Annotated in this window: 14 protein-coding genes; 10 read left to right on the forward strand and 4 right to left on the reverse strand. The window is 62.7% G+C overall.

Going from position 1 to position 17,848, the window contains the following annotated elements; translation table 11 throughout:
• Positions 1 to 8: 8 nt before the first annotated feature.
• Positions 9 to 239, reverse strand: a complete 231-nt coding sequence (locus ACI48I_RS10790) for a hypothetical protein (protein WP_498574156.1) — start codon at positions 237 to 239, stop codon at positions 9 to 11.
• Positions 240 to 315: 76 nt separating this feature from the next.
• Here ACI48I_RS10790 and ACI48I_RS10795 point away from each other — a divergent pair, with 76 nt between their 5' ends.
• From ACI48I_RS10795 to ACI48I_RS10825, 7 genes are all read left to right on the forward strand, one after another.
• The gene (locus ACI48I_RS10795; protein ID WP_498574157.1) at positions 316 to 951 is read left to right on the forward strand and encodes an ANTAR domain-containing response regulator; all 636 of its coding nucleotides are present in this window, start codon (positions 316 to 318) and stop codon (positions 949 to 951) included.
• A 19-nt stretch (positions 952 to 970) separates the two neighbouring features.
• Entirely contained in the window at positions 971 to 2,155 is a 1,185-nt protein-coding gene (locus ACI48I_RS10800; RefSeq protein WP_498574158.1) for a CmpA/NrtA family ABC transporter substrate-binding protein, read from the forward strand.
• A gap of 300 nt (positions 2,156 to 2,455) precedes the next feature.
• A complete protein-coding gene (locus tag ACI48I_RS10805; RefSeq protein ID WP_498574159.1) occupies positions 2,456 to 3,754 on the forward strand; it encodes an MFS transporter in 1,299 nt (432 codons plus the stop codon).
• A 21-nt stretch (positions 3,755 to 3,775) separates the two neighbouring features.
• Complete coding sequence (gene nirB / locus ACI48I_RS10810; RefSeq protein ID WP_498574160.1) at positions 3,776 to 6,301, forward strand: nitrite reductase large subunit NirB; 2,526 nt, start codon at positions 3,776 to 3,778, stop codon at positions 6,299 to 6,301.
• Between the two features lie 10 nt (positions 6,302 to 6,311).
• A complete protein-coding gene (nirD, locus tag ACI48I_RS10815; protein ID WP_193686901.1) occupies positions 6,312 to 6,662 on the forward strand; it encodes a nitrite reductase small subunit NirD in 351 nt (116 codons plus the stop codon).
• Positions 6,659 to 7,885: an NAD(P)/FAD-dependent oxidoreductase gene (locus tag ACI48I_RS10820; protein WP_498574161.1), complete on the forward strand. Its 1,227-nt coding sequence runs from the start codon at positions 6,659 to 6,661 to the stop codon at positions 7,883 to 7,885. Before nirD ends, ACI48I_RS10820 begins: the two co-directional genes overlap by 4 nt.
• Before the next feature lie 14 nt (positions 7,886 to 7,899).
• Positions 7,900 to 10,614 (forward strand): molybdopterin-dependent oxidoreductase, encoded by a 2,715-nt coding sequence (locus ACI48I_RS10825; RefSeq protein ID WP_498574162.1) that lies wholly within the window; start codon positions 7,900 to 7,902, stop codon positions 10,612 to 10,614.
• Positions 10,615 to 10,795: 181 nt separating this feature from the next.
• Here ACI48I_RS10825 and ACI48I_RS10830 read toward each other — a convergent pair whose 3' ends face one another.
• A complete protein-coding gene (locus ACI48I_RS10830; protein ID WP_193686898.1) occupies positions 10,796 to 11,059 on the reverse strand; it encodes a hypothetical protein in 264 nt (87 codons plus the stop codon).
• Between the two features lie 339 nt (positions 11,060 to 11,398).
• Here ACI48I_RS10830 and ACI48I_RS10835 point away from each other — a divergent pair, with 339 nt between their 5' ends.
• Both ACI48I_RS10835 and ACI48I_RS10840 read left to right on the forward strand, forming a co-directional pair.
• Positions 11,399 to 12,898 (forward strand): recombinase family protein, encoded by a 1,500-nt coding sequence (locus tag ACI48I_RS10835; protein ID WP_498574163.1) that lies wholly within the window; start codon positions 11,399 to 11,401, stop codon positions 12,896 to 12,898.
• 63 nt (positions 12,899 to 12,961) lie between these two features.
• Positions 12,962 to 14,461 (forward strand): recombinase family protein, encoded by a 1,500-nt coding sequence (locus tag ACI48I_RS10840; RefSeq protein ID WP_498574164.1) that lies wholly within the window; start codon positions 12,962 to 12,964, stop codon positions 14,459 to 14,461.
• Between the two features lie 503 nt (positions 14,462 to 14,964).
• Here the strand turns inward: ACI48I_RS10840 and ACI48I_RS10845 are convergent.
• The gene (locus ACI48I_RS10845; protein ID WP_498574165.1) at positions 14,965 to 15,318 is read right to left on the reverse strand and encodes a hypothetical protein; all 354 of its coding nucleotides are present in this window, start codon (positions 15,316 to 15,318) and stop codon (positions 14,965 to 14,967) included.
• An 87-nt stretch (positions 15,319 to 15,405) separates the two neighbouring features.
• Here ACI48I_RS10845 and ACI48I_RS10850 point away from each other — a divergent pair.
• A protein-coding gene (locus tag ACI48I_RS10850; RefSeq protein WP_498574166.1) for an IS3 family transposase occupies positions 15,406 to 16,555 on the forward strand; the annotation gives its coding sequence in 2 pieces (ribosomal slippage) (positions 15,406 to 15,672 and positions 15,674 to 16,555; 1,149 coding nt in all).
• A gap of 185 nt (positions 16,556 to 16,740) precedes the next feature.
• On the opposite strand, the gene ACI48I_RS10855 is transcribed toward ACI48I_RS10850, so the two are convergent.
• Positions 16,741 to 17,577: a DUF2971 domain-containing protein gene (locus ACI48I_RS10855; RefSeq protein WP_498574167.1), complete on the reverse strand. Its 837-nt coding sequence runs from the start codon at positions 17,575 to 17,577 to the stop codon at positions 16,741 to 16,743.
• Positions 17,578 to 17,848: the final 271 nt, after the last annotated feature.

Here is a 17,848-nt window from a genome sequence, read left to right on the forward strand (position 1 = left end):
GTTGCGGCTTAGCGCGCCTGAGCCGCGGACTTGGGCGCGCGCGGCAGGAACATGGCGACGCGGGCGACAACGGCGAGAACGGCGAGAGCGATGGGGACGAATTCGAGAACGGTCATGGTGGATCTCCTGAAAAACACTGTGATGTTGCGGTGCAGTATATGTGAGACCCAGTCATAAATAAACTTTTCGTTTGTGATGCCGGCGATGCGTTTGATGAATGTCTTCTGCGTAGTTCGCATGGCAGATATTTCCTCCAAGAATACCTTTGCGCTGTGTCCGATCGTGGATGGCGCGGTTCTTGCATTCGAAAAGCGCATGAAACCAGCCGATCCCTCACGCAGCCTGCGCATCGTCGTCGTTACCGGCGGCGACGTGCCGGCCGGCGACGCCGAACTGGCCACCCAGGCCTGCCGCAGCGCAGCATTGCGCGTCGGCCTGCTGGAGTCGGGCTACGATATCGTCGCTTCGCTCCCGCCCGACATCTTCCTGCCCGAACGCATCGCCCAGTTGCAGCCGGACCTGATCATCGTCGACAGCGAGTCCGACGCGCGCGACGTGCTCGAACACATCGTGATCGCCACGCGCGAGGCCCGGCGCCCGATCGTGCTCTTCACCGAGGACGACAGCGCCGACACGATGGAAGCGGCGGTGGCGGCCGGCGTCTCGGCCTATATCGTGGCCGGCCTGCGTGCCGAGCGGGTACGCCCGGTGCTCGACGTGGCGCTGGCGCGCTTCAGGCGCGAACAGAAGCTGCTGGGCGAACTGGCCGACACCCGCCAGAAACTGGCCGAGCGCAAGGTGATCGACCGCGCCAAGGGTGTGCTGATGAAGCGCCACGGCCTGCTTGAAGACGAAGCCTACGGCCGCCTGCGCAGCCTGGCGATGAACAAGAACATGAGACTGGCCGAGATCGCGCAGCGTATCCTGGACGTCGAGGACTTGCTGGGCTAGATCCGGCGAAAGGAAACGCATGACTGACTTGCCAGGCCAGGGCGCTGCATTGAACGTCCACGGGGCCGGGTCGGACCGGCCCGAGAAGGAAGTGCTGCGCATCGGCTTCATGCCGCTTGCCGACTGCGCGCCGCTGGTGATGGCGTCGATCCTCGGCTTCGACGAAAAGTACGGCATCAAGCTGGCGCTCGACAGGCAGCAGTCCTGGTCCGGCATGCGCGACCGCCTGACGAACGGCGAGCTCGATGCCGCCCACGCCTTGTACGGCCTGCTGTATGGCCTGCAGATGGGGATCGGCAGCGCCGCGCGCGAGATGGCGGTGCTGATGAACCTGAACCAGAACGGTCAATCCATCGTGCTCTCGCGGGCGATCGCGGCGGCCGGCGTCCAGGACGGCGCCGGTCTCGCCGCCCTGATGCGCGAGCAGCCGCGCCGCTACACCTTCGGCCACACCTTCCCGACCGGGAACCACGCGATGTGGCTGTGCTACTGGCTGGCGGCGGCCGGCATCGATCCGCTGGCGCAGACCCGGCTGGTCACCGTGCCCCCGAGCCAGATGGCGGTCAACCTGGAAGCCGGCCACATGGACGGCTTCTGCGCGGGCGAACCCTGGAGCCGGCGCGCCGTGATGGAAGCGAGCGGCGCGCTGGTTGCGTCCAGCGGCCAGGTCTGGCCGAACCACCCCGGCAAGGCGCTCGGCGCGCGCGCCGATTTCGTGGCGCGCCATCCGAACGCCTGCCGCGCCCTCGTCGCCGCCTTGCTCGACACGGCGCGCTGGCTCGACGCCTCGACCACCAACCGCGAAGCCGCCGCCGAGGTGCTGGCCAGCCCGGCCTACGTGCATGCCGACGTCGAGCTGCTGCGGGCCTGCCTGGTGCCGCGCCGTTCCGATTTCCCGGGCCTGCGCTTCTTCGGCGAAGGCGAGGCGACCTTCCCGTGGCTGTCGGACGGGATGTGGTTCCTGACCCAGCAGCGGCGCTGGGGCCTGCTGCGCGAGGATCCCGATTACCTGGGCGTGGCGGCCAGGGTGAACCGGGTCGAGCTGTATCGCGACGCGGCGCAGCTGGCAGGCGTGGACCTGCCGTCGGCCGCCATGCGCAGCAGTACGCTGATGGATGGCCGGGTGTGGGACGGGAGCGATCCGCTTGCCTACGCGGCCTCGTTCGATATCCACCAGCGCGATCCGCAGCCCTTGAGCGCATGAGCCGCGCCTGCGGGTCATGCTCATGCGGCGCGATGATGCACCGACCACCGGTAGTGCGCCGTTCCGCATCATTAGCGCGCATTGTGCACTGCAATAGAGCGCTCCCTTCCCGACCGACCGCATCACCCGCCCCGCATCTCCGCTGGCACGCCTCTTGCAAACACTGAACGCAGGATCAACGGCGATCCCTTCATTTACATAGCCGGTCCACTGCTGGACCGGCATTCCGGACAACGGCGTCCGCCTTCCAGGTACCACCCTGGGACGCGGACGCCTTTTTGTTTTCAAAAGAGGGATGACATGGCCAGCAAAGCGAACAGCATCAGATTGACCGACTTCCACACGCCGCAGATGCGTGCCTTCCACCTGACCTGGATGGCGTTCTTCATCTGCTTCTTCGCCTGGTTCGCCTGCGCGCCGCTGATGCCGGTGATCAAAGGCGAATTCGGCCTGTCGGTCGCGCAAATCGCCAACATCAACATCGCCGCGGTCGCCATTACGATCCTGGTGCGCCTGCTCGTCGGTCCGCTGTGCGACCGCTACGGCCCGCGCAAGACCTATACCGGCCTGCTCGCCCTGGGGGCGATTCCCGTACTCGGCGTCGCGTTCGCCCAGAGCTACGAAAGCTTCCTGCTGTTCCGCCTCGGGATCGGCGCCGTCGGCGCCAGCTTCGTGATCACCCAGTACCACACCTCGGTGATGTTCGCCCCCAAGGTGGTCGGCACCGCCAACGCGGCCGCCGCCGGCTGGGGCAACAGCGGCGGCGGGGCGGCGCAGGCGGCGATGCCGCTGCTGCTCGCGGCCCTCGTCATGGCCGGCGTGAGCGAAACCATGGGCTGGCGCATCGCCCTGATCGTGCCGGGCGTCGCGATGCTGGTCATGGCCGTCGTCTACTGGCGCCATACCCAGGACTGCCCGGCGGGTAACTTCAGCGAACTGCGCGCGGCCGGCATCCACTTCGAAGGCGGCGGCAAGGGCGGCTGGGCCAGTTTCAAGGCCGCCTGCCGCAATCACCGCGCCTGGCTGCTGTTCGTCACCTACGGCGCCTGCTTCGGCATCGAGATCTTCATCCACAACATCGCCGCCATTTATTACGTCGACCATTTCGGCCTGTCGCTGAAGGCCGCCGGGCTGGCTGCCGGCAGCTTCGGCCTGCTGGCGCTGTTTGCCCGCGCCCTGGGCGGCTGGCTGTCGGACCGCAGCGCGGCGCGTGGTGACCTGAACAGCCGCGTCACCGTGCTGTTCGTGCTGATGATCGGCGAAGGCCTCGGCCTGCTGCTGTTCGCGAATGCGGACGGCGTCGCGTTTGCCTTCATCGCCATGCTCTGCTTCGGCCTGTTTACCCACATGGCCTGCGGCGCGACCTATGCGCTCGTGCCCTTCGTCGCACCGACGGCGCTCGGCGGCGTGGCGGGCATCGTCGGCGCCGGCGGGAATGTCGGCGCGGTGCTGGCCGGCTTCCTCATGAAAGGGACGGGCGACGTGCGCCAGACCCTGATGATCCTCGGTGGCCTGGTCGTCGTCGCCAGCCTGTGCGCACTCGGCGCCCGTTTCAGCAATACCGTCACTGCTGCCGAGCCTGCAGCGGCGCGTGCTTAGTCGGAAAACAAGGAGAGCAGCATGAACATCATCGTCATCGGCCACGGCATGGTCGGCCACAAATTCGTCGACACCCTGGCCGCAGCGGCACCGCACATCCACATCACGGTGCTCGGCGAAGAGCCGCGCCCGGCCTACGACCGCGTACACCTGTCCGAATTCTTCGCCGGGAAAACGGCGCAAGACCTGTCGCTGGTTGCGCCGGGCTTTTTCGAGCGCACCAACCTCGACCTGAAACTGAACGCCAAAGTCGTCGCCATCGACCGCGGCGCGCGCACGGTGACGCTGGCCGATGGCGCAGTGCTGGCCTACGACAAGCTGGTACTGGCCACCGGTTCCTCTCCCTTCGTGCCGCCGGTGCCGGGCCGCGAACGCGCCGACTGTTTTGTATATCGCACGATCGAAGACCTGGAAGCGATGCGGGAATGCGGCGCACGCGCGCGCACCGGCGTCGTGGTCGGCGGCGGCCTGCTCGGCCTGGAATGCGCGAAGGCGCTGCGCGACCTCGGCCTGGAAGCGCACGTGGTCGAATTCGCGCCGCGCCTGATGGCGGTGCAGGTGGACGACCACGGCGCACGCGTACTGCGTACCCGCATCGAAGAACTGGGCGTCACCGTCCACACCGGCAAGAACACCCTGGAGATCGTCGATGGCGAAGCAGGTACCCACCGCATGCAGTTCGCCGACGGGTCCCACCTCGACACCGACATGATCGTGTTCTCGGCCGGCATTCGCCCGCGCGACGAGCTGGCCCGCGCCTGCGGGCTGACGCTGGGCCCGCGCGGCGGCGTCGCCGTCGACGACGACTGCCTCACTTCCGATCCGGACATCTACGCCGTCGGCGAATGCGCAGCCTGGCGCGGCCAGCTGTTCGGCCTGGTCGCGCCGGGCTACGACATGGCGCGCACCGCCGCGCGCCACGTGCTCGGCGCCCCCGGCGGCTTTGCCGGCGCGGACCTCAGCACCAAGCTGAAACTGATGGGCGTGGACGTGGCCAGCATCGGCGACGCCCATGGCGCAACGAGCGGCAGCCGCAGCGTCCAGTACCTGGATGAGCGGCGCCAGACCTATAAAAAGCTGGTGGTGAGCGAATGCGGCAAGCGCTTGCTGGGCGCGGTGCTGGTCGGCGATGCCGCCGAATACGGCACGCTGTTGCAGATGGCCTTGAACGGCATCGAACTGCCGGAAGCGCCGGAGAGCCTGATCTTGCCGCAGTCGGGCGGCGCGCCGAAGAAGGGACTCGGCGTCGACGCCTTGCCGGAGTCGGCCCAGATCTGCTCCTGCAACGACGTCTCGAAAGGCAGCCTGTGCGCGGCTGTGCGTGATGGCGCGGCGAGCATCGGTGCGCTGAAGAAGTGCACCACCGCCGGCACGGCCTGCGGCGGCTGCGTGCCGCTGGTGACCCAGGTGCTGAACGCCGAACTGGCCAAGCAGGGCGTGACCGTCAGCCGCGCGCTGTGCGAACACTTCGACCACTCGCGCCAGGAACTGCATCACCTGGTGCGCGTCGGCCGCGTCAAGAGCTTCGGCGAGCTGCTCGCCAAACACGGCAAGGGCCTGGGCTGCGACGTCTGCAAGCCGGTAGCGGCGAACATCCTGGCCTCGACCTGGAACGATTTCGTATTGAAACCGGAGCACGCCAGCCTCCAGGATTCGAACGACTACTTCCTCGGGAATATCCAGAAGGACGGCACTTATTCCGTGGTGCCGCGCATGCCGGGCGGCGAGGTCACGGCCGACGGCCTGATCGCGGTCGGCATGATCGCCAAAAAATACGGCCTGTACACCAAGATCACGGGCGGCCAGCGAGTCGACCTGTTCGGCGCGCGCGTGGACCAGCTGCCGCCGATCTGGGAAGAGCTGATCGCCGCCGGCTTCGAATCCGGCCACGCCTACGGCAAGTCGCTGCGCACCGTGAAATCCTGCGTCGGCTCGACCTGGTGCCGCTACGGCGTGGGCGACAGCGCCGGCTTCGCGATCGCGCTGGAGAACCGCTACAAGGGCTTGCGCACGCCGCATAAAGTGAAATTCGGGGTCTCCGGCTGCACCCGCGAATGCGCCGAGGCGCAGGGCAAGGACGTCGGCCTGATCGCCACCGACAAGGGCTGGAACCTGTACGTGTGCGGCAACGGCGGCATGAAGCCGCGCCACGCCGAGCTGATCGCATCGAACCTGGACGAGGCGACGGTCGTGAAACTGGTGGACCGCTTCCTGATGTTCTACGTGCGCACCGCGGACCGCCTGCAGCGCACCAGCACCTGGCGCGAGAACCTCGAAGGCGGGCTCGATTACCTGAAGCAGGTCGTGGTCGAGGACAAGCTGGGCATTGGCGCCGAGCTGGAGGCCGACATGCAGGCGGTGGTCGACACCTATGCCTGCGAGTGGAAGAACGCGGTCGAGGATCCGGAAGTACGCAAGCGCTTCCGCCACTTCGTCAACAGCCCGGCGCAGGACGAGAACGTCGTCTTCATGCCGGAACGCGGCCAGGTTCGCCCGGCCACCATCGAAGAACGCCGCCGCACGATTCCGATCGCGGTCGTCAACTAAGGAGCCTGCCATGCACCGGGATATGCAACTGAGCCAACTTCACAACTGGAACGCCGTCTGCGCCTTCGACGAGATCGTCCCCGACACCGGCGTTTGCGCCTTGCTCAACGGGCGCCAGGTCGCCGTCTTCCGCGTCGGCGAGGAAAGCCTGTTCGCGATCGATAACTACGACCCGAACGCCAACGCGGCCGTGCTCTCGCGCGGCCTGGTGGGCAGCATCGGCGAGCGCATCGTCGTTGCTTCGCCGATCTACAAGCACCATTTCGACTTGCAGACGGGCGAATGCCTGGAAGCGCCGGCGCATTCGGTGAGCAGCTTTCCGGTGCGGGTCGAGAACGGCACCGTGTGGGTAGCCGCATGAATACGGAGCGGAAAAGCGCCCGCTTAGTCCTCATCGGCAACGGCATGGCCGGCATGCGCACGGTCGAGGAACTGCTGAAGCTCGCGCCCGACCTGTACCAGATCACCGTCTTCGGTGCCGAGCCGCACGGGAACTACAACCGCGTGCTGCTTTCCCCGCTGCTGGCGGGCGACAAGAACGTCGACGAGATCATGCTCCATCCGCGCGCCTGGTATGCGGAACACGGCATCACCCTGCATGCGGGCGATCCGGTCGTGCGCATCGACCGCAAGCGCCGCGTCGTGGTCGCGCGTTCCGGCCTGGAAGCGCCGTATGACCGGCTGCTGCTGGCGACCGGCTCGACGCCTTTTGTGTTGCCCATTCCCGGTAATACGCTGCCCGGCGTGGTCGGCTTTCGCGACCTGCACGATGTCGATACCATGCTGGCCGCTGCCCGCCAGGGAGGACGCGCGGTCGTCATCGGCGGCGGCCTGCTCGGGCTGGAAGCGGCGCATGCTTTGATGCGGCGCGGGATGGACGTCACCGTCGTCCATGTGGCCGCCAGCCTGATGAACCAGCAGCTCGACGGCGAAGCGGGCCGCCTGCTCAAGGAAACGCTGGAACGCGACGGCCTGCGCATCGTGCTCGCGGCCCAGACCAGCGCCATCACCGGCGAGGGCAAGGTCGAGGCGGTGCACTTCGCCGACGGCAGCGTACTCTCGGCCGACCTGGTCGTGATGGCCGCCGGCGTGCGGCCGAACGTGGCGCTGGGACGCGAGGCGGGCCTGCATTGCGAACGCGCCATCGTCGTCGACGACACGCTGCAGACCTTTGACCCGCGCATCTACGCCGTCGGCGAATGCGTGCAGCACCGGCGCGCCACCTTCGGCCTGGTCGCCCCGGTCTGGGAGCAGGCGCGGGTCTGCGCCGCCCACCTGGCCGGCGCCGGACACCGCCGCTATGTGCAGGCTGCCACCGCGACCAAGCTGAAGGTCACCGGCATCGACCTGTACTCGGCCGGAGATATTCTTGGGGGCGCCGGCAGCGAAGAGCTGATCCTGCGCGACCGTACCTCGGGCATCTATAAACGCCTCGTGCTCGAAGGCGGGCGCGTGACCGGGGCCGTGCTGGTGGGCGACGTCGGCGACGGCCCCTGGTATTTCGACCTGATCCAGCGCGGTGCCGACGTGTCGAGCTTCCGCGACCGCCTGTTGTTCGGGCAGGCGCTGTGCGCCGCCACCTAGAAAAAGGAAACACCATGGACATGTCACTTCCCGTGCAGACCGTGCGCACCACCTGTCCATATTGCGGCGTCGGCTGCGGCGTGAGCGCCACCGTCAAGCCCGGCACCATTCCGATCATCGCCGGCGACACCGCGCATGCCGCCAACAGGGGGCGCCTGTGCGTGAAAGGCGCGGCGCTCGGCGAAACCCTGGACCTGGACGGGCGCCTGCTGTACCCACAGGTGCGCGAAAACGGGTCCATGCGCCGCGCCGGCTGGGACGAAGCGCTCGAACGCGTGGCCGGCGGCTTCGCCTCCATCATCGCCGAGCATGGGCCGGATGCGGTCGCGCTCTACGTCTCCGGCCAGCTGCTGACCGAGGATTATTACGTCGCAAATAAATTCATGAAGGGCTATGTCGGCAGCGCGAACATCGACACCAATTCGCGCCTGTGCATGTCCTCCAGCGTGGCCGGCCACAAGCGCGCCTTCGGCGAAGACCTGGTTCCGGGTGCCTACGAAGACTTCGAGCTGGCGGACATGATCGTGCTGGTCGGTTCGAACACGGCCTGGTGTCATCCGACCCTGTTCCAGCGCATCCTGAAGGCAAAGGAGGCGCGGCCATCGCTGCAGGTCGTGGCGATCGATCCGCGCCGCACCGCCACCTGCGAACTGGCCGACCTGCACCTGCCGGTCAAACCGGGAACGGACGTCTGGCTGTTCAACGGCCTGCTCAGCTATCTGGCACGCCATGGGATCAAGGATTCGGCCTTCGTGGCGGCGCATACCGAAGGGCTCGACATGGCGCTGGCGACTGCCGACGCCGATTGCGGCGACCCGGCGCAGGTCGCGCGCATCTGCCGCGTCGACCCGGCGAAGCTGCTGGCCTTCTACGAGGGCTTCGCCGCGACCACGAAGGTCGTCAGCGCCTATTCGCAGGGTGTCAATCAGTCCTCGAGCGGCACGGACAAGGTCAATGCAATCATCAACTGCCACCTGCTCACCGGTCGCATCGGCCATCCCGGCATGGGGCCGTTCTCGCTGACCGGTCAGCCGAACGCGATGGGCGGGCGCGAAGTCGGGGGGCTGGCCAACATGCTGGCCGCCCACATGGACCTCGACAATCCGCTGCAGCGCGACGCCCTGCGCGCGTTCTGGGAGGCGCCGCGGATCGCCGATAAACCCGGCCTGAAAGCGGTCGACCTGTTCCGCGCGGTGGAGGAGGGCAGCGTAAAAGCGGTGTGGATCATCGCCACCAATCCGCTGGTCAGCCTGCCCGACGCCGACCAGGTGCGGCGCGCATTGGAAAAATGCGAGCTGGTGGTGGTCAGCGATATCGTGGGCGCCACCGATACCACCACCCATGCCGACGTGCTGCTGCCGGCCCTGGGTTGGGGAGAAAAGGACGGCACGGTGACCAACTCCGAGCGCTGCATCTCGCGCCAGCGCGCCTTTCTTCCGGCCCCGGGCGAAGCGCGTGCCGACTGGTGGGCGCTGTGCGAAGTCGCGCGGCGCATGGGTTTCGGCGGCTTCGATTACGAGGACGCGCACGCGATTTTCGACGAGCACGCGCGCTTGTCGGGCTGGCGCAATGGCGAGGGCGGCGCTGGCCGGCGCGTGTTCGACATCTCGGGCATGAGCGGCATGCGCCGCCAGGATTACGACGCGCTCGAGCCGATCCAGTGGCCGGTGCTGCGCGCTGCGGACGGCACGCTGCAGGCGACGGCGCGCCTGTTCGCCGACGGCCGCTTCGCCCACGCGAGCGGCAAGGCGCGCTTCGTCGCCACCGCCCCGCGGTTCCCGGTGCACGCGCTCGACGACGAATTTCCGCTGGCGCTGAACACCGGACGCATGCGCGACCAGTGGCATACGATGACGCGCACCGGCAAGTCGCCGCGCCTGGCGAACCACGCGCCGGAACCGTCGATCGACCTGCATCCGAACGATGCCTTGCTGTGCGGCGTGCGCGAAGGCGAGCTGGCACGCGTTACCAGCCGCTGGGGCGCGATGGTGGCGCGCGTCACGCACGGCGGCGGCATCGCCCGCGGCAGCGTGTTCGTGCCGATCCACTGGAGCGGCCAGACGGCGTCCGACGCCCGCGTCGGCGCGCTGGTCAATCCGGCGGTCGATCCGGTCTCGGGCGAACCGGAATTCAAGCATACGCCGGTGCGCATCGAACCCTTCGTGGTCGAGTGGCATGCCTTCGTGCTGAGCCGGGAAGCGCTGTCGCTCGACAGCATCGCCAACTGGACCCGTATCCAGGGGGACGGTTTCGTGCGCTACGAGATGGGGGGACGGGGACCGGTCGGCGCCGATTGGGCGCGCGCGCTGCTGGCGGCCGATGGGGATGCCGACTGGATCGACTACGAAGACGGCAGTGCCGGCGCCTACCGCGCGGCGTATCTGGTCGACGGAAGGCTGCAGGCCTGCGTGTTTGTTGCGCGCCGCCCGCAGCTGCCGGCGCGCGACTGGCTGGCCGGCCTGTTCGCGCGTGAATCCTTGGGGGCGCTCGATCGCGCTACCTTGCTGGCAGGACGGGCGCCGCAACAGGGCCCGGACCCCGGTCCGACGGTGTGCTCCTGCTTCGGCGTCGGGCGCAATACGATCTGCGCGGCGATCCGCACGAACCGTCTCGAGACGACGGCGCAGGTGACGGCTTGCGTCAGGGCGGGCGGCAATTGCGGATCCTGCGTGCCGGAGATCGGCAAGCTGCTGGCGCTGGCCAGCTGCGGCGAGGAGGCCGCGCAATAGAGGAAAGAAGTGCGGCCCGGGCGTGGCGGGCGCCGACGGCCCGGGCGGAGGAGGGAGGTTTGCGCCCGGGCTGCCGTTTGCGGCGGCGAAAGCCGGGGCGCGCGCTGTTACCTGCTAATTACTACTCACTACTCACTACCTGCTGCTTGCTACCTGCTACTTACTGCTTGCTACCTGCTGCTTAGCGGTTTGCCATCCAGCGCAGTTCTGCGGCCAGGTTCGGCGAATGCTTTTCGGCATCGGCCGCCATCGCGAACAGTTCGGCGCGGCCTGCACGTTCGGCGACGGCGTACGAAGCGCGTTGTGCGCGTTCCTTGCGGGCGGCAAGCCAGCCGCCGTGCGCAACAAAGAGCTGCTCCGAAAAGCTGCGAATGGTCGCGAACAGGCCGGTGGATTGGTGGCGCAGCCCTTGTTCCTGCGCCTGGGTGATCGTTGCTGCGTTCATGTGTCGCTCCAAGATAAATACTGTGATGTTGCGGTGCAGTATAAATGCCTTGGGGCCATAAATATACTTTCAGTTCGTGATGTCGACGATAAGTAATTCGTATATTTATCTAAACACTAATTCTTAGATGTCACCCGCCAGAATGTCGCGCTCAGCGCGCGGACTCGTTCCTGCCCTTGGCGCTTTGAGGCGCCGTTTCGTCATGCCAGTTGCGCTGTCAGTTGAGAATGCTGCGAGCTTCAATCACCTTTTTTCCCTCGCGTGCGTCCCGCTTCCGCCTAATTCGGTACTCTCCTTACTCTACAGGTCTCATCGGTAGCTCAAACAAGGAGCGCATCCGTGTTACCAAGCCAGCCAATTCAGGCCGCGATTTATGTGCGGATGTCGACCGAGAGCCAAAATTACTCGACCGATCATCAGCGCGCAAAAATCTACGAGTACGCGCTCAGCAAACGCATTCAGGTTGTACGCGAGTACGTGGACGAGGGTAAGAGCGGACTCGATATCCGGCGCCGTACAGGGCTAAGGAGCCTGATCGATGACGTGCAGTCGGGAAATGCCGACTTTCAGCTGATCATCGTTTACGACGTGAGCCGCTGGGGTAGGTTCCAAGACGTTGACGAAGCGGCTTACCACGAGCATACGTGCCGCCGTGCTGGCATCAAGGTGGTCTACAGCGGTGAGCAATTTTCTGACGATGCAACACCACTTGGTGCGTTAATGAAGAGCATCAAGCGAATGATGGCCGCGGAGTATAGCCGGGAGCTCTCGACAAAGACCTTCAACGCGCAATGTCGCTTCACCGAGATCGGATTCAAGCAAGGTGGCCATGCCGGTTATGGCCTCAGACGCTTAGCCCTAACGAAGGATGGGACACCGCGCCGGGTACTCGAATACGGTGAGGCAAAGGGAGCTGTCACTGACCGGGTCATACTCATCCCGGGCCCGGCGCACGAGGCAATAACAATCCGGCGCGTCTATGCCCTCTACCTAGAACAAAAGCTCAGCGAGCCAGCTATTGCCCGGCTACTGAACGCTGAGGGCATCGCCAGCGAGTTTGACAGACCCTGGACCCACTCGATGGTCAATTCACTGCTGACTAACCTGAAGTATTGCGGAACGTTGGCGTTCAACAGGAAGTCATGCAAGCTATCGAGTCGGCGCAAGTCCAATCCTCATGCAGAGTGGGTCGTGAATGAAGGTGCCGTCGAGCCCCTGATTTCTTTATCGTTATTCGCTCAAGCGCGAGATGAGCGAGCCAGGCGCGTGCGTCGCTACACCCTGGACGAGTTGCTCGTCCTCCTGCAGAGGTGTCACGAAACGCACGGCAGGGTGAACGCGAAGATCATCGCGGCGGATCCGTCTATGCCGGACCCTCAGCTTTTCGTGCGCGGCTTCGGCTCTCTTATCGCTGCATATGATGCGGCTGGGCTTATCCCCTGCCCGTCCCACGTTTTCGTCGAAACGAAAAAGCTCATCGCAGCGAAGCTGCGCGACCTTTTTGCAGAGGTAAAAAGACTCGCACTATCCTCTGGCGCTACCGTACATGAGGTCAAAGCGCCGCACACTTTGGTCATCAACCAGTGTGTTCGGGTCCGAATAGAAATTGCGACTCGACGTAGGCCGAAAAGAGGCTTGGTAAATTGGAGAGTCATGCCGTTGCCAGATGCCGACTTCGTCCTTACGGCACGGCTCCACGGTGACACACATGAGCTTATTGATTACTTCCTGATTCCGGCAGCGAAACTCGCGAACGGTCCGCTCTACCTGAAAGAGTCGAACCTTGAGCGCCTCGCCGAATTACGATACCTGTCCCTGGCGTCAATGTTCGGCCCGTAAGCCAGTTCGACGCACAGCCTGAAGCGCAACATACCGACATCAGCATTAGTGAGGAGTTCTGCCATGGCCCGGCTTGTTTCCCGCGGCGCCGCACTGTACGTGCGAGCGTCGACTGAGCATCAGAATTACTCGACAGACCATCAAGAGTCGGCCCTACGAGAATATGCAGTTCAGCACGATTTCGAAGTCATTGCGATTTATCGTGACGAAGGGCGAAGCGGATTGACTCTCAACAGACGCAACGGGCTTCTACAGCTACTTAACGACGTACAGTCCGGTCAAGCCGGCTATGTTGCCGTTCTTGTGTACGACGTAAGCCGCTGGGGACGGTTTCAGGACGTCGATGAAAGTGCCTATTACGAATATGCATGCCGGAAAGCCGGCATCATGATTTCGTATTGCGCTGAGCCGTTCACGAACGACGGGTCACCCTTGGCAACACTGCTCAAGGGACTGAAGCGCGCAATGGCTGCCGAGTACAGTCGGGAGCTATCGGCGAAGGTCTTTCGGGCGCAATGCCGACTTACCGCAGCTGGCTACAAACAAGGTGGTTCGGCTGGGTACGGGCTTAGACGTCAGTGTCACTCGGCAGATGGACTGACGCTCCGAACACTCGAGATTGGCGAACGAAAAAGCCTGCCTACTGATCGGGTGGGTTTCGTTCTTGGGCCTAGTGAAGAGGTCGCTGTTGTCTGCAGGATCTTCGACATGTGCACGAACAGGGAGATGCCTGACACCAAGATTGCAGAGATACTCAATGCTGAGGGCTTAACGAATCAATTCGGCAGGCCTTGGTCTGCCCACAACGTCAAGGGGATACTTACGAACGAGAAGTATGCCGGTACCCTTATCTTTAATCGCAGTACACAGCGCTTCCGAAGCTCCCGCCGCCCGAACGACACCGACAAATGGGTAAGGGTCGAGGATGCTTTTCCAGGCATTGTCAGCAATGAGATGTTCAACAAGACCAAACAGGTGCGACTACGCCGCGGAAAGCACTGGACCGACGACGAGATGCTCGACGGTCTGCGAGAGATCCTTGTTGAGCATGGCAACGTTTCCGCGGATCTCATCGATAACAGTTGTCTCCCGTCAGCAAAGTCGTATGCGCTGCGTTTTCGAGGATTAGTTGCCGCATACGAGGCTGCTGGGGTGTCTGGTCCATCATTGTCCCGCGCGACGATCGCCCGATTCAGAATTCGCTGCGTGACCAAAGACACGGCAATTGAACTGGAGCGTTGTGCACTTCGGGCAAAGGCAAAAGTAGAGAAATTGACGACGCGGACATATCGGATCAACGGTGTCATCGTGCGCTTGTTATGCACCAGGTGCCGGTATGAGCGTAGCCACCCTTGCTGGAAAGTCACCGTGCGACACTCGCCGCCGGCTGACTTCGTCGTTTGGATTCGTATGAACGAGGCCAACGACGAGGTGGCACAGATCTATTTACTGCCTGTCCAAAGCTTCCCCGAGCATCAGTACCTTTGGCCATCAACACGCACACTGCTCAGATACCAGCAGTTTGCGTACGCCTCAATGTCTCGCGTATTTGGACTTGACTAGTAAGAAGCACCTATCAGAAATGATAGCTTCGGAACCCATTACTCGGCGCTAGGATCTGAGCCATGTCTAGCTTGGGAGCGAAACCATGTGTGCATTGTTCAGAACTGTCTGTTCCGAGGTACCTCATCCATGCGAAGTGCTTGCAGAGAGGGCATCGATCGAACCTGTCTTGGAAGGCTGCTCTTACATTGGGTTTATCGTCCAGTTACAGGACTTCGAGTTCGAGAAGTATCTGCAACTACATGAGGCAATTTCTATCTTTGTTAAAGTCGTCGAAAGACGTATCGATGACCGGGAGTTTGCAGGTCCCTACAAACATCCTGCGTCGAGTGGACTAGATTTAACTAGTGCGCCTCGGGTTGTATTTGATCCTCGAGGCCGCGTTCTCTATAACTGGCAGTGATGTAAACCTGCGATCGCGAGCGTCCGCTTCCGACCCGAAGCGGACCTTCGGGAAGCAGACGTTCGCCAAAGCTGAAGGTAAAAAGTAATCAACAGCAAACTTACTTCTTGGTCGTATTCGGGTATTCTTTTCCATTGAACCGAAGAATCCCAAAGTAAGTGTCTATGTCGCGGAACCCATGGTGTTTCGATTTGCGAACTGAATATGTACCACCGTCCATCCCACACCAGTTACCAATTTGTTCCCATTTCCCTTTTCTTCGAGTGAAGATCCAGTGCTGTTCTCCGCACGAACCGCCGGACCAAGCGAAGATAATCTCCTTTTCGCCGTCGGCGTTTAAGTCAACGTCGGAAAACGCGTGGACGTCCGAAACATCACAAGACTTGTCGTCCATTGCGATGCACGCGTCCTTAGGACCAAGTTGATGCGGGTCCGCACTGGCGGGAAAGGCCATGAAGAGCGCTGCTATGGAAGTGATATGGCATTCCCCCACCGCCTCGGACACTTTCGATAGGTATGATGTCCCTATCGGAGGAATTACATGGCACGTGAAAGACGGTTGTTTTCAGAAGAGTTCAAGCGCGAGGCAGTCAAGTTGGTAGGCCAGCCTGGTGCGAGCAAGGCGGCGATTGCGCGGGACCTTGGCATTGGTGCCAATTTACTGGGACGGTGGTGCAGAGATGCCAACGTCGATGCAGAGGTTGCAGTCGGGCGCGAGAAGGTGTCGGCTCAGGAATATGAGCGCATGCGGCGTGAGCTGGCAAAGGTCAAGACGGAGCGCGACATCTTAAAAAAAAAAAGGCGCTCGGCTACTTCGCAGCCGACCTCAAGTGAAGTACGGCTTCATCGCCAAATATCGAACCATCTGGCCAACACGAACGATGTGCCGTCTGCTCGGTGTATCGAGCAGTGGCTTTTACGACTGGCTCGGCCGACCAGTAAGTGCGCATGAACGTGAGAATGCCCAGCTTCTCAAAGCGATCAAGCACAGCCACGAAGCCAGCGATGGCACATACGGTTCGCCGCGCGTAGTGCGAGACCTTATCGACGCTGGTTTTTCCTGCAGCGAGAACCGCGTGGCGCGACTGATGAAAGCGGCCGGCATCAAGGCACGCCACAAACGACGTCGTGCGCCAGGGCAGCTCGATTCGCCAGTCCACGCCATCGCGCCGAATCTGCTGGACCGGCAGTTTGAAGCGACAGGCCCGAACCAGAAATGGGCGGCCGACTTTACCTACGTGTGGACTGGCGAAGGCTGGCTGTTTGTCGCTGTCGTCCTCGACCTGTACTCACGGCGTGTGGTGGGCTGGTCGATGCAACCGACAATGACGGCGCAGTTGGTGATGGATGCCCTGCTGATGGCCATCTTCCGCCGTGGCCGGCCTCAGGCAGTATTGCACCACTCGGACCAGGGCTCGCAATACACCAGCGAACATTTTCAGCGCCTGCTCGAATCTCACGGCATCGTTTGCAGCATGAGCCGTCGCGGCAACTGCTGGGACAACGCTGCAATGGAAAGCTTCTTCTCGACGCTTAAGACCGAGCGCCTGAGCAAGAAGCACTACCGGACCAGGAATGACTTACGCGCTGATGTGTTCGACTATATCGAAAGGTTCTACAATCCACGTCGGCGTCATTCCACTATCGGCTACATCAGCCCGGTACAGTTTGAAAATCTAAAATGCGCCTAACGGAAGTGTCCGTGACGATGGGGGAATGCCAATATGGCCTAGTAGGCTCATGGGTCAAAATTGTTTTAATGTGCTGTATGTCAAAAAGTTAGCAACGACCGCTCCTGGCCGATTGCAGACGGCCGGCACGGCTCAGTGTACCCGGCTGTTGCCTGCACAGCAACTAGAGGGTTTTGTTAGGCGCTCTAAGTAACTAGGTGGCGCGATAACAGATACGTTGTCGACGGAGAGTCCACCCTGTATAGAGGAATCGATAGCCCCGCGGAAGAAAGCGCATCAATCACAAGTCGCTCTTTTTCGGCAGATCGCATGCCTAGAGTTACGCTTTCGATTGCAGAGTTATCGAATGAGTACAGTGAGCTGCCGCGGAGGTCAGCAAGAGTGCGAGCGTTTGGCACCGATGTACGTATGCAGAATTCCCGGAAAAGTTGGTCCCGGTCTTCGAGCGTGCGTTTGTTCTTCGTGATCCGCCACTCATCCTCATACTCCCAGCATTTCGCCTTCGTTAGAAACGTCTTGCGAAACATCTCCGTCTCGTCGTCGCCTGGGCGATCGATGACTGGGAAGGTCTCGCTGTATGCGACCGGATTTGCTGCCTGGAATATACCAACATGGGACCTGAAGCCGATGCAAATCCCGGTATGATCAGCAGCGTAGTGCGACCACATCAACGCGTTGTCCCACCTCGTGGTCAAGCATAAGATCCCCACTCCATCCAGCATCTTCTGTGTCTCTTCTACCACCATCGAGTCTTTGCCCGCGTTTTTGTTCATGATCGCGTTGACCGCCTTGATCCTCTTCGACGGAGAAAGGGTAGTAACTTTGAACTTGTCGTGCAGGTACTTGCGCGCACTCGGTCCGCTTCCAAGTCGGAAACCCGGCCGACAGTCAAACGGGTCGTTAAACTTTACGCGGCTTGAGAACGAAATGGATGCGCCAGTGAATAGACCAGGCAGCCATTCTTCGATCGGATAAAACTTATAGAAAACCGGAGGCGGTCTTCTCACACTGTTGCTCTGCATCGGGCACCTAATCCAGTCGCGCTGTTACGTAGTCGAAAGGCTCTAGCGTAACAGCAAAAACCTGTCCGCCAATCTGCTCGACGGCGGGCAGTGGCGGCGCGAGCTTCCGACGATGGCCGGACCGCAGGGCGCCATCCTCGAAACGCTCCGCGCCAAGCTCAAGGACGAGCCGTGCTTGAAAGAGTTTCCGCGGTTACCGCCTAGAGTCTAGGAAACCGTGCGTACCTGTGCATACCGCTGCCTGCGTACCAACGCCAGCGCGCCGCTCAAC

This window comes from Massilia sp. LXY-5 (assembly GCF_059801075.1).

What these genes read in the sequence shown, in the direction of transcription:
- ACI48I_RS10845 (WP_498574165.1), bottom strand. Translation starts at nt 15,318, where the DNA reads ATGGCCTTTCCCGCCAGTGCGGACCCGCATCAACTTGGTCCTAAGGAC.
- ACI48I_RS10830 (WP_193686898.1), bottom strand. Translation starts at nt 11,059, where the DNA reads ATGAACGCAGCAACGATCACCCAGGCGCAGGAACAAGGGCTGCGCCAC.
- ACI48I_RS10820 (WP_498574161.1), top strand. Translation starts at nt 6,659, where the DNA reads ATGAATACGGAGCGGAAAAGCGCCCGCTTAGTCCTCATCGGCAACGGC.
- ACI48I_RS10795 (WP_498574157.1), top strand. Translation starts at nt 316, where the DNA reads ATGAAACCAGCCGATCCCTCACGCAGCCTGCGCATCGTCGTCGTTACC.
- ACI48I_RS10840 (WP_498574164.1), top strand. Translation starts at nt 12,962, where the DNA reads ATGGCCCGGCTTGTTTCCCGCGGCGCCGCACTGTACGTGCGAGCGTCG.
- ACI48I_RS10825 (WP_498574162.1), top strand. Translation starts at nt 7,900, where the DNA reads ATGGACATGTCACTTCCCGTGCAGACCGTGCGCACCACCTGTCCATAT.
- ACI48I_RS10790 (WP_498574156.1), bottom strand. Translation starts at nt 239, where the DNA reads ATGCGAACTACGCAGAAGACATTCATCAAACGCATCGCCGGCATCACA.
- ACI48I_RS10805 (WP_498574159.1), top strand. Translation starts at nt 2,456, where the DNA reads ATGGCCAGCAAAGCGAACAGCATCAGATTGACCGACTTCCACACGCCG.
- nirB (WP_498574160.1), top strand. Translation starts at nt 3,776, where the DNA reads ATGAACATCATCGTCATCGGCCACGGCATGGTCGGCCACAAATTCGTC.
- ACI48I_RS10800 (WP_498574158.1), top strand. Translation starts at nt 971, where the DNA reads ATGACTGACTTGCCAGGCCAGGGCGCTGCATTGAACGTCCACGGGGCC.
- nirD (WP_193686901.1), top strand. Translation starts at nt 6,312, where the DNA reads ATGCACCGGGATATGCAACTGAGCCAACTTCACAACTGGAACGCCGTC.
- ACI48I_RS10855 (WP_498574167.1), bottom strand. Translation starts at nt 17,577, where the DNA reads ATGCAGAGCAACAGTGTGAGAAGACCGCCTCCGGTTTTCTATAAGTTT.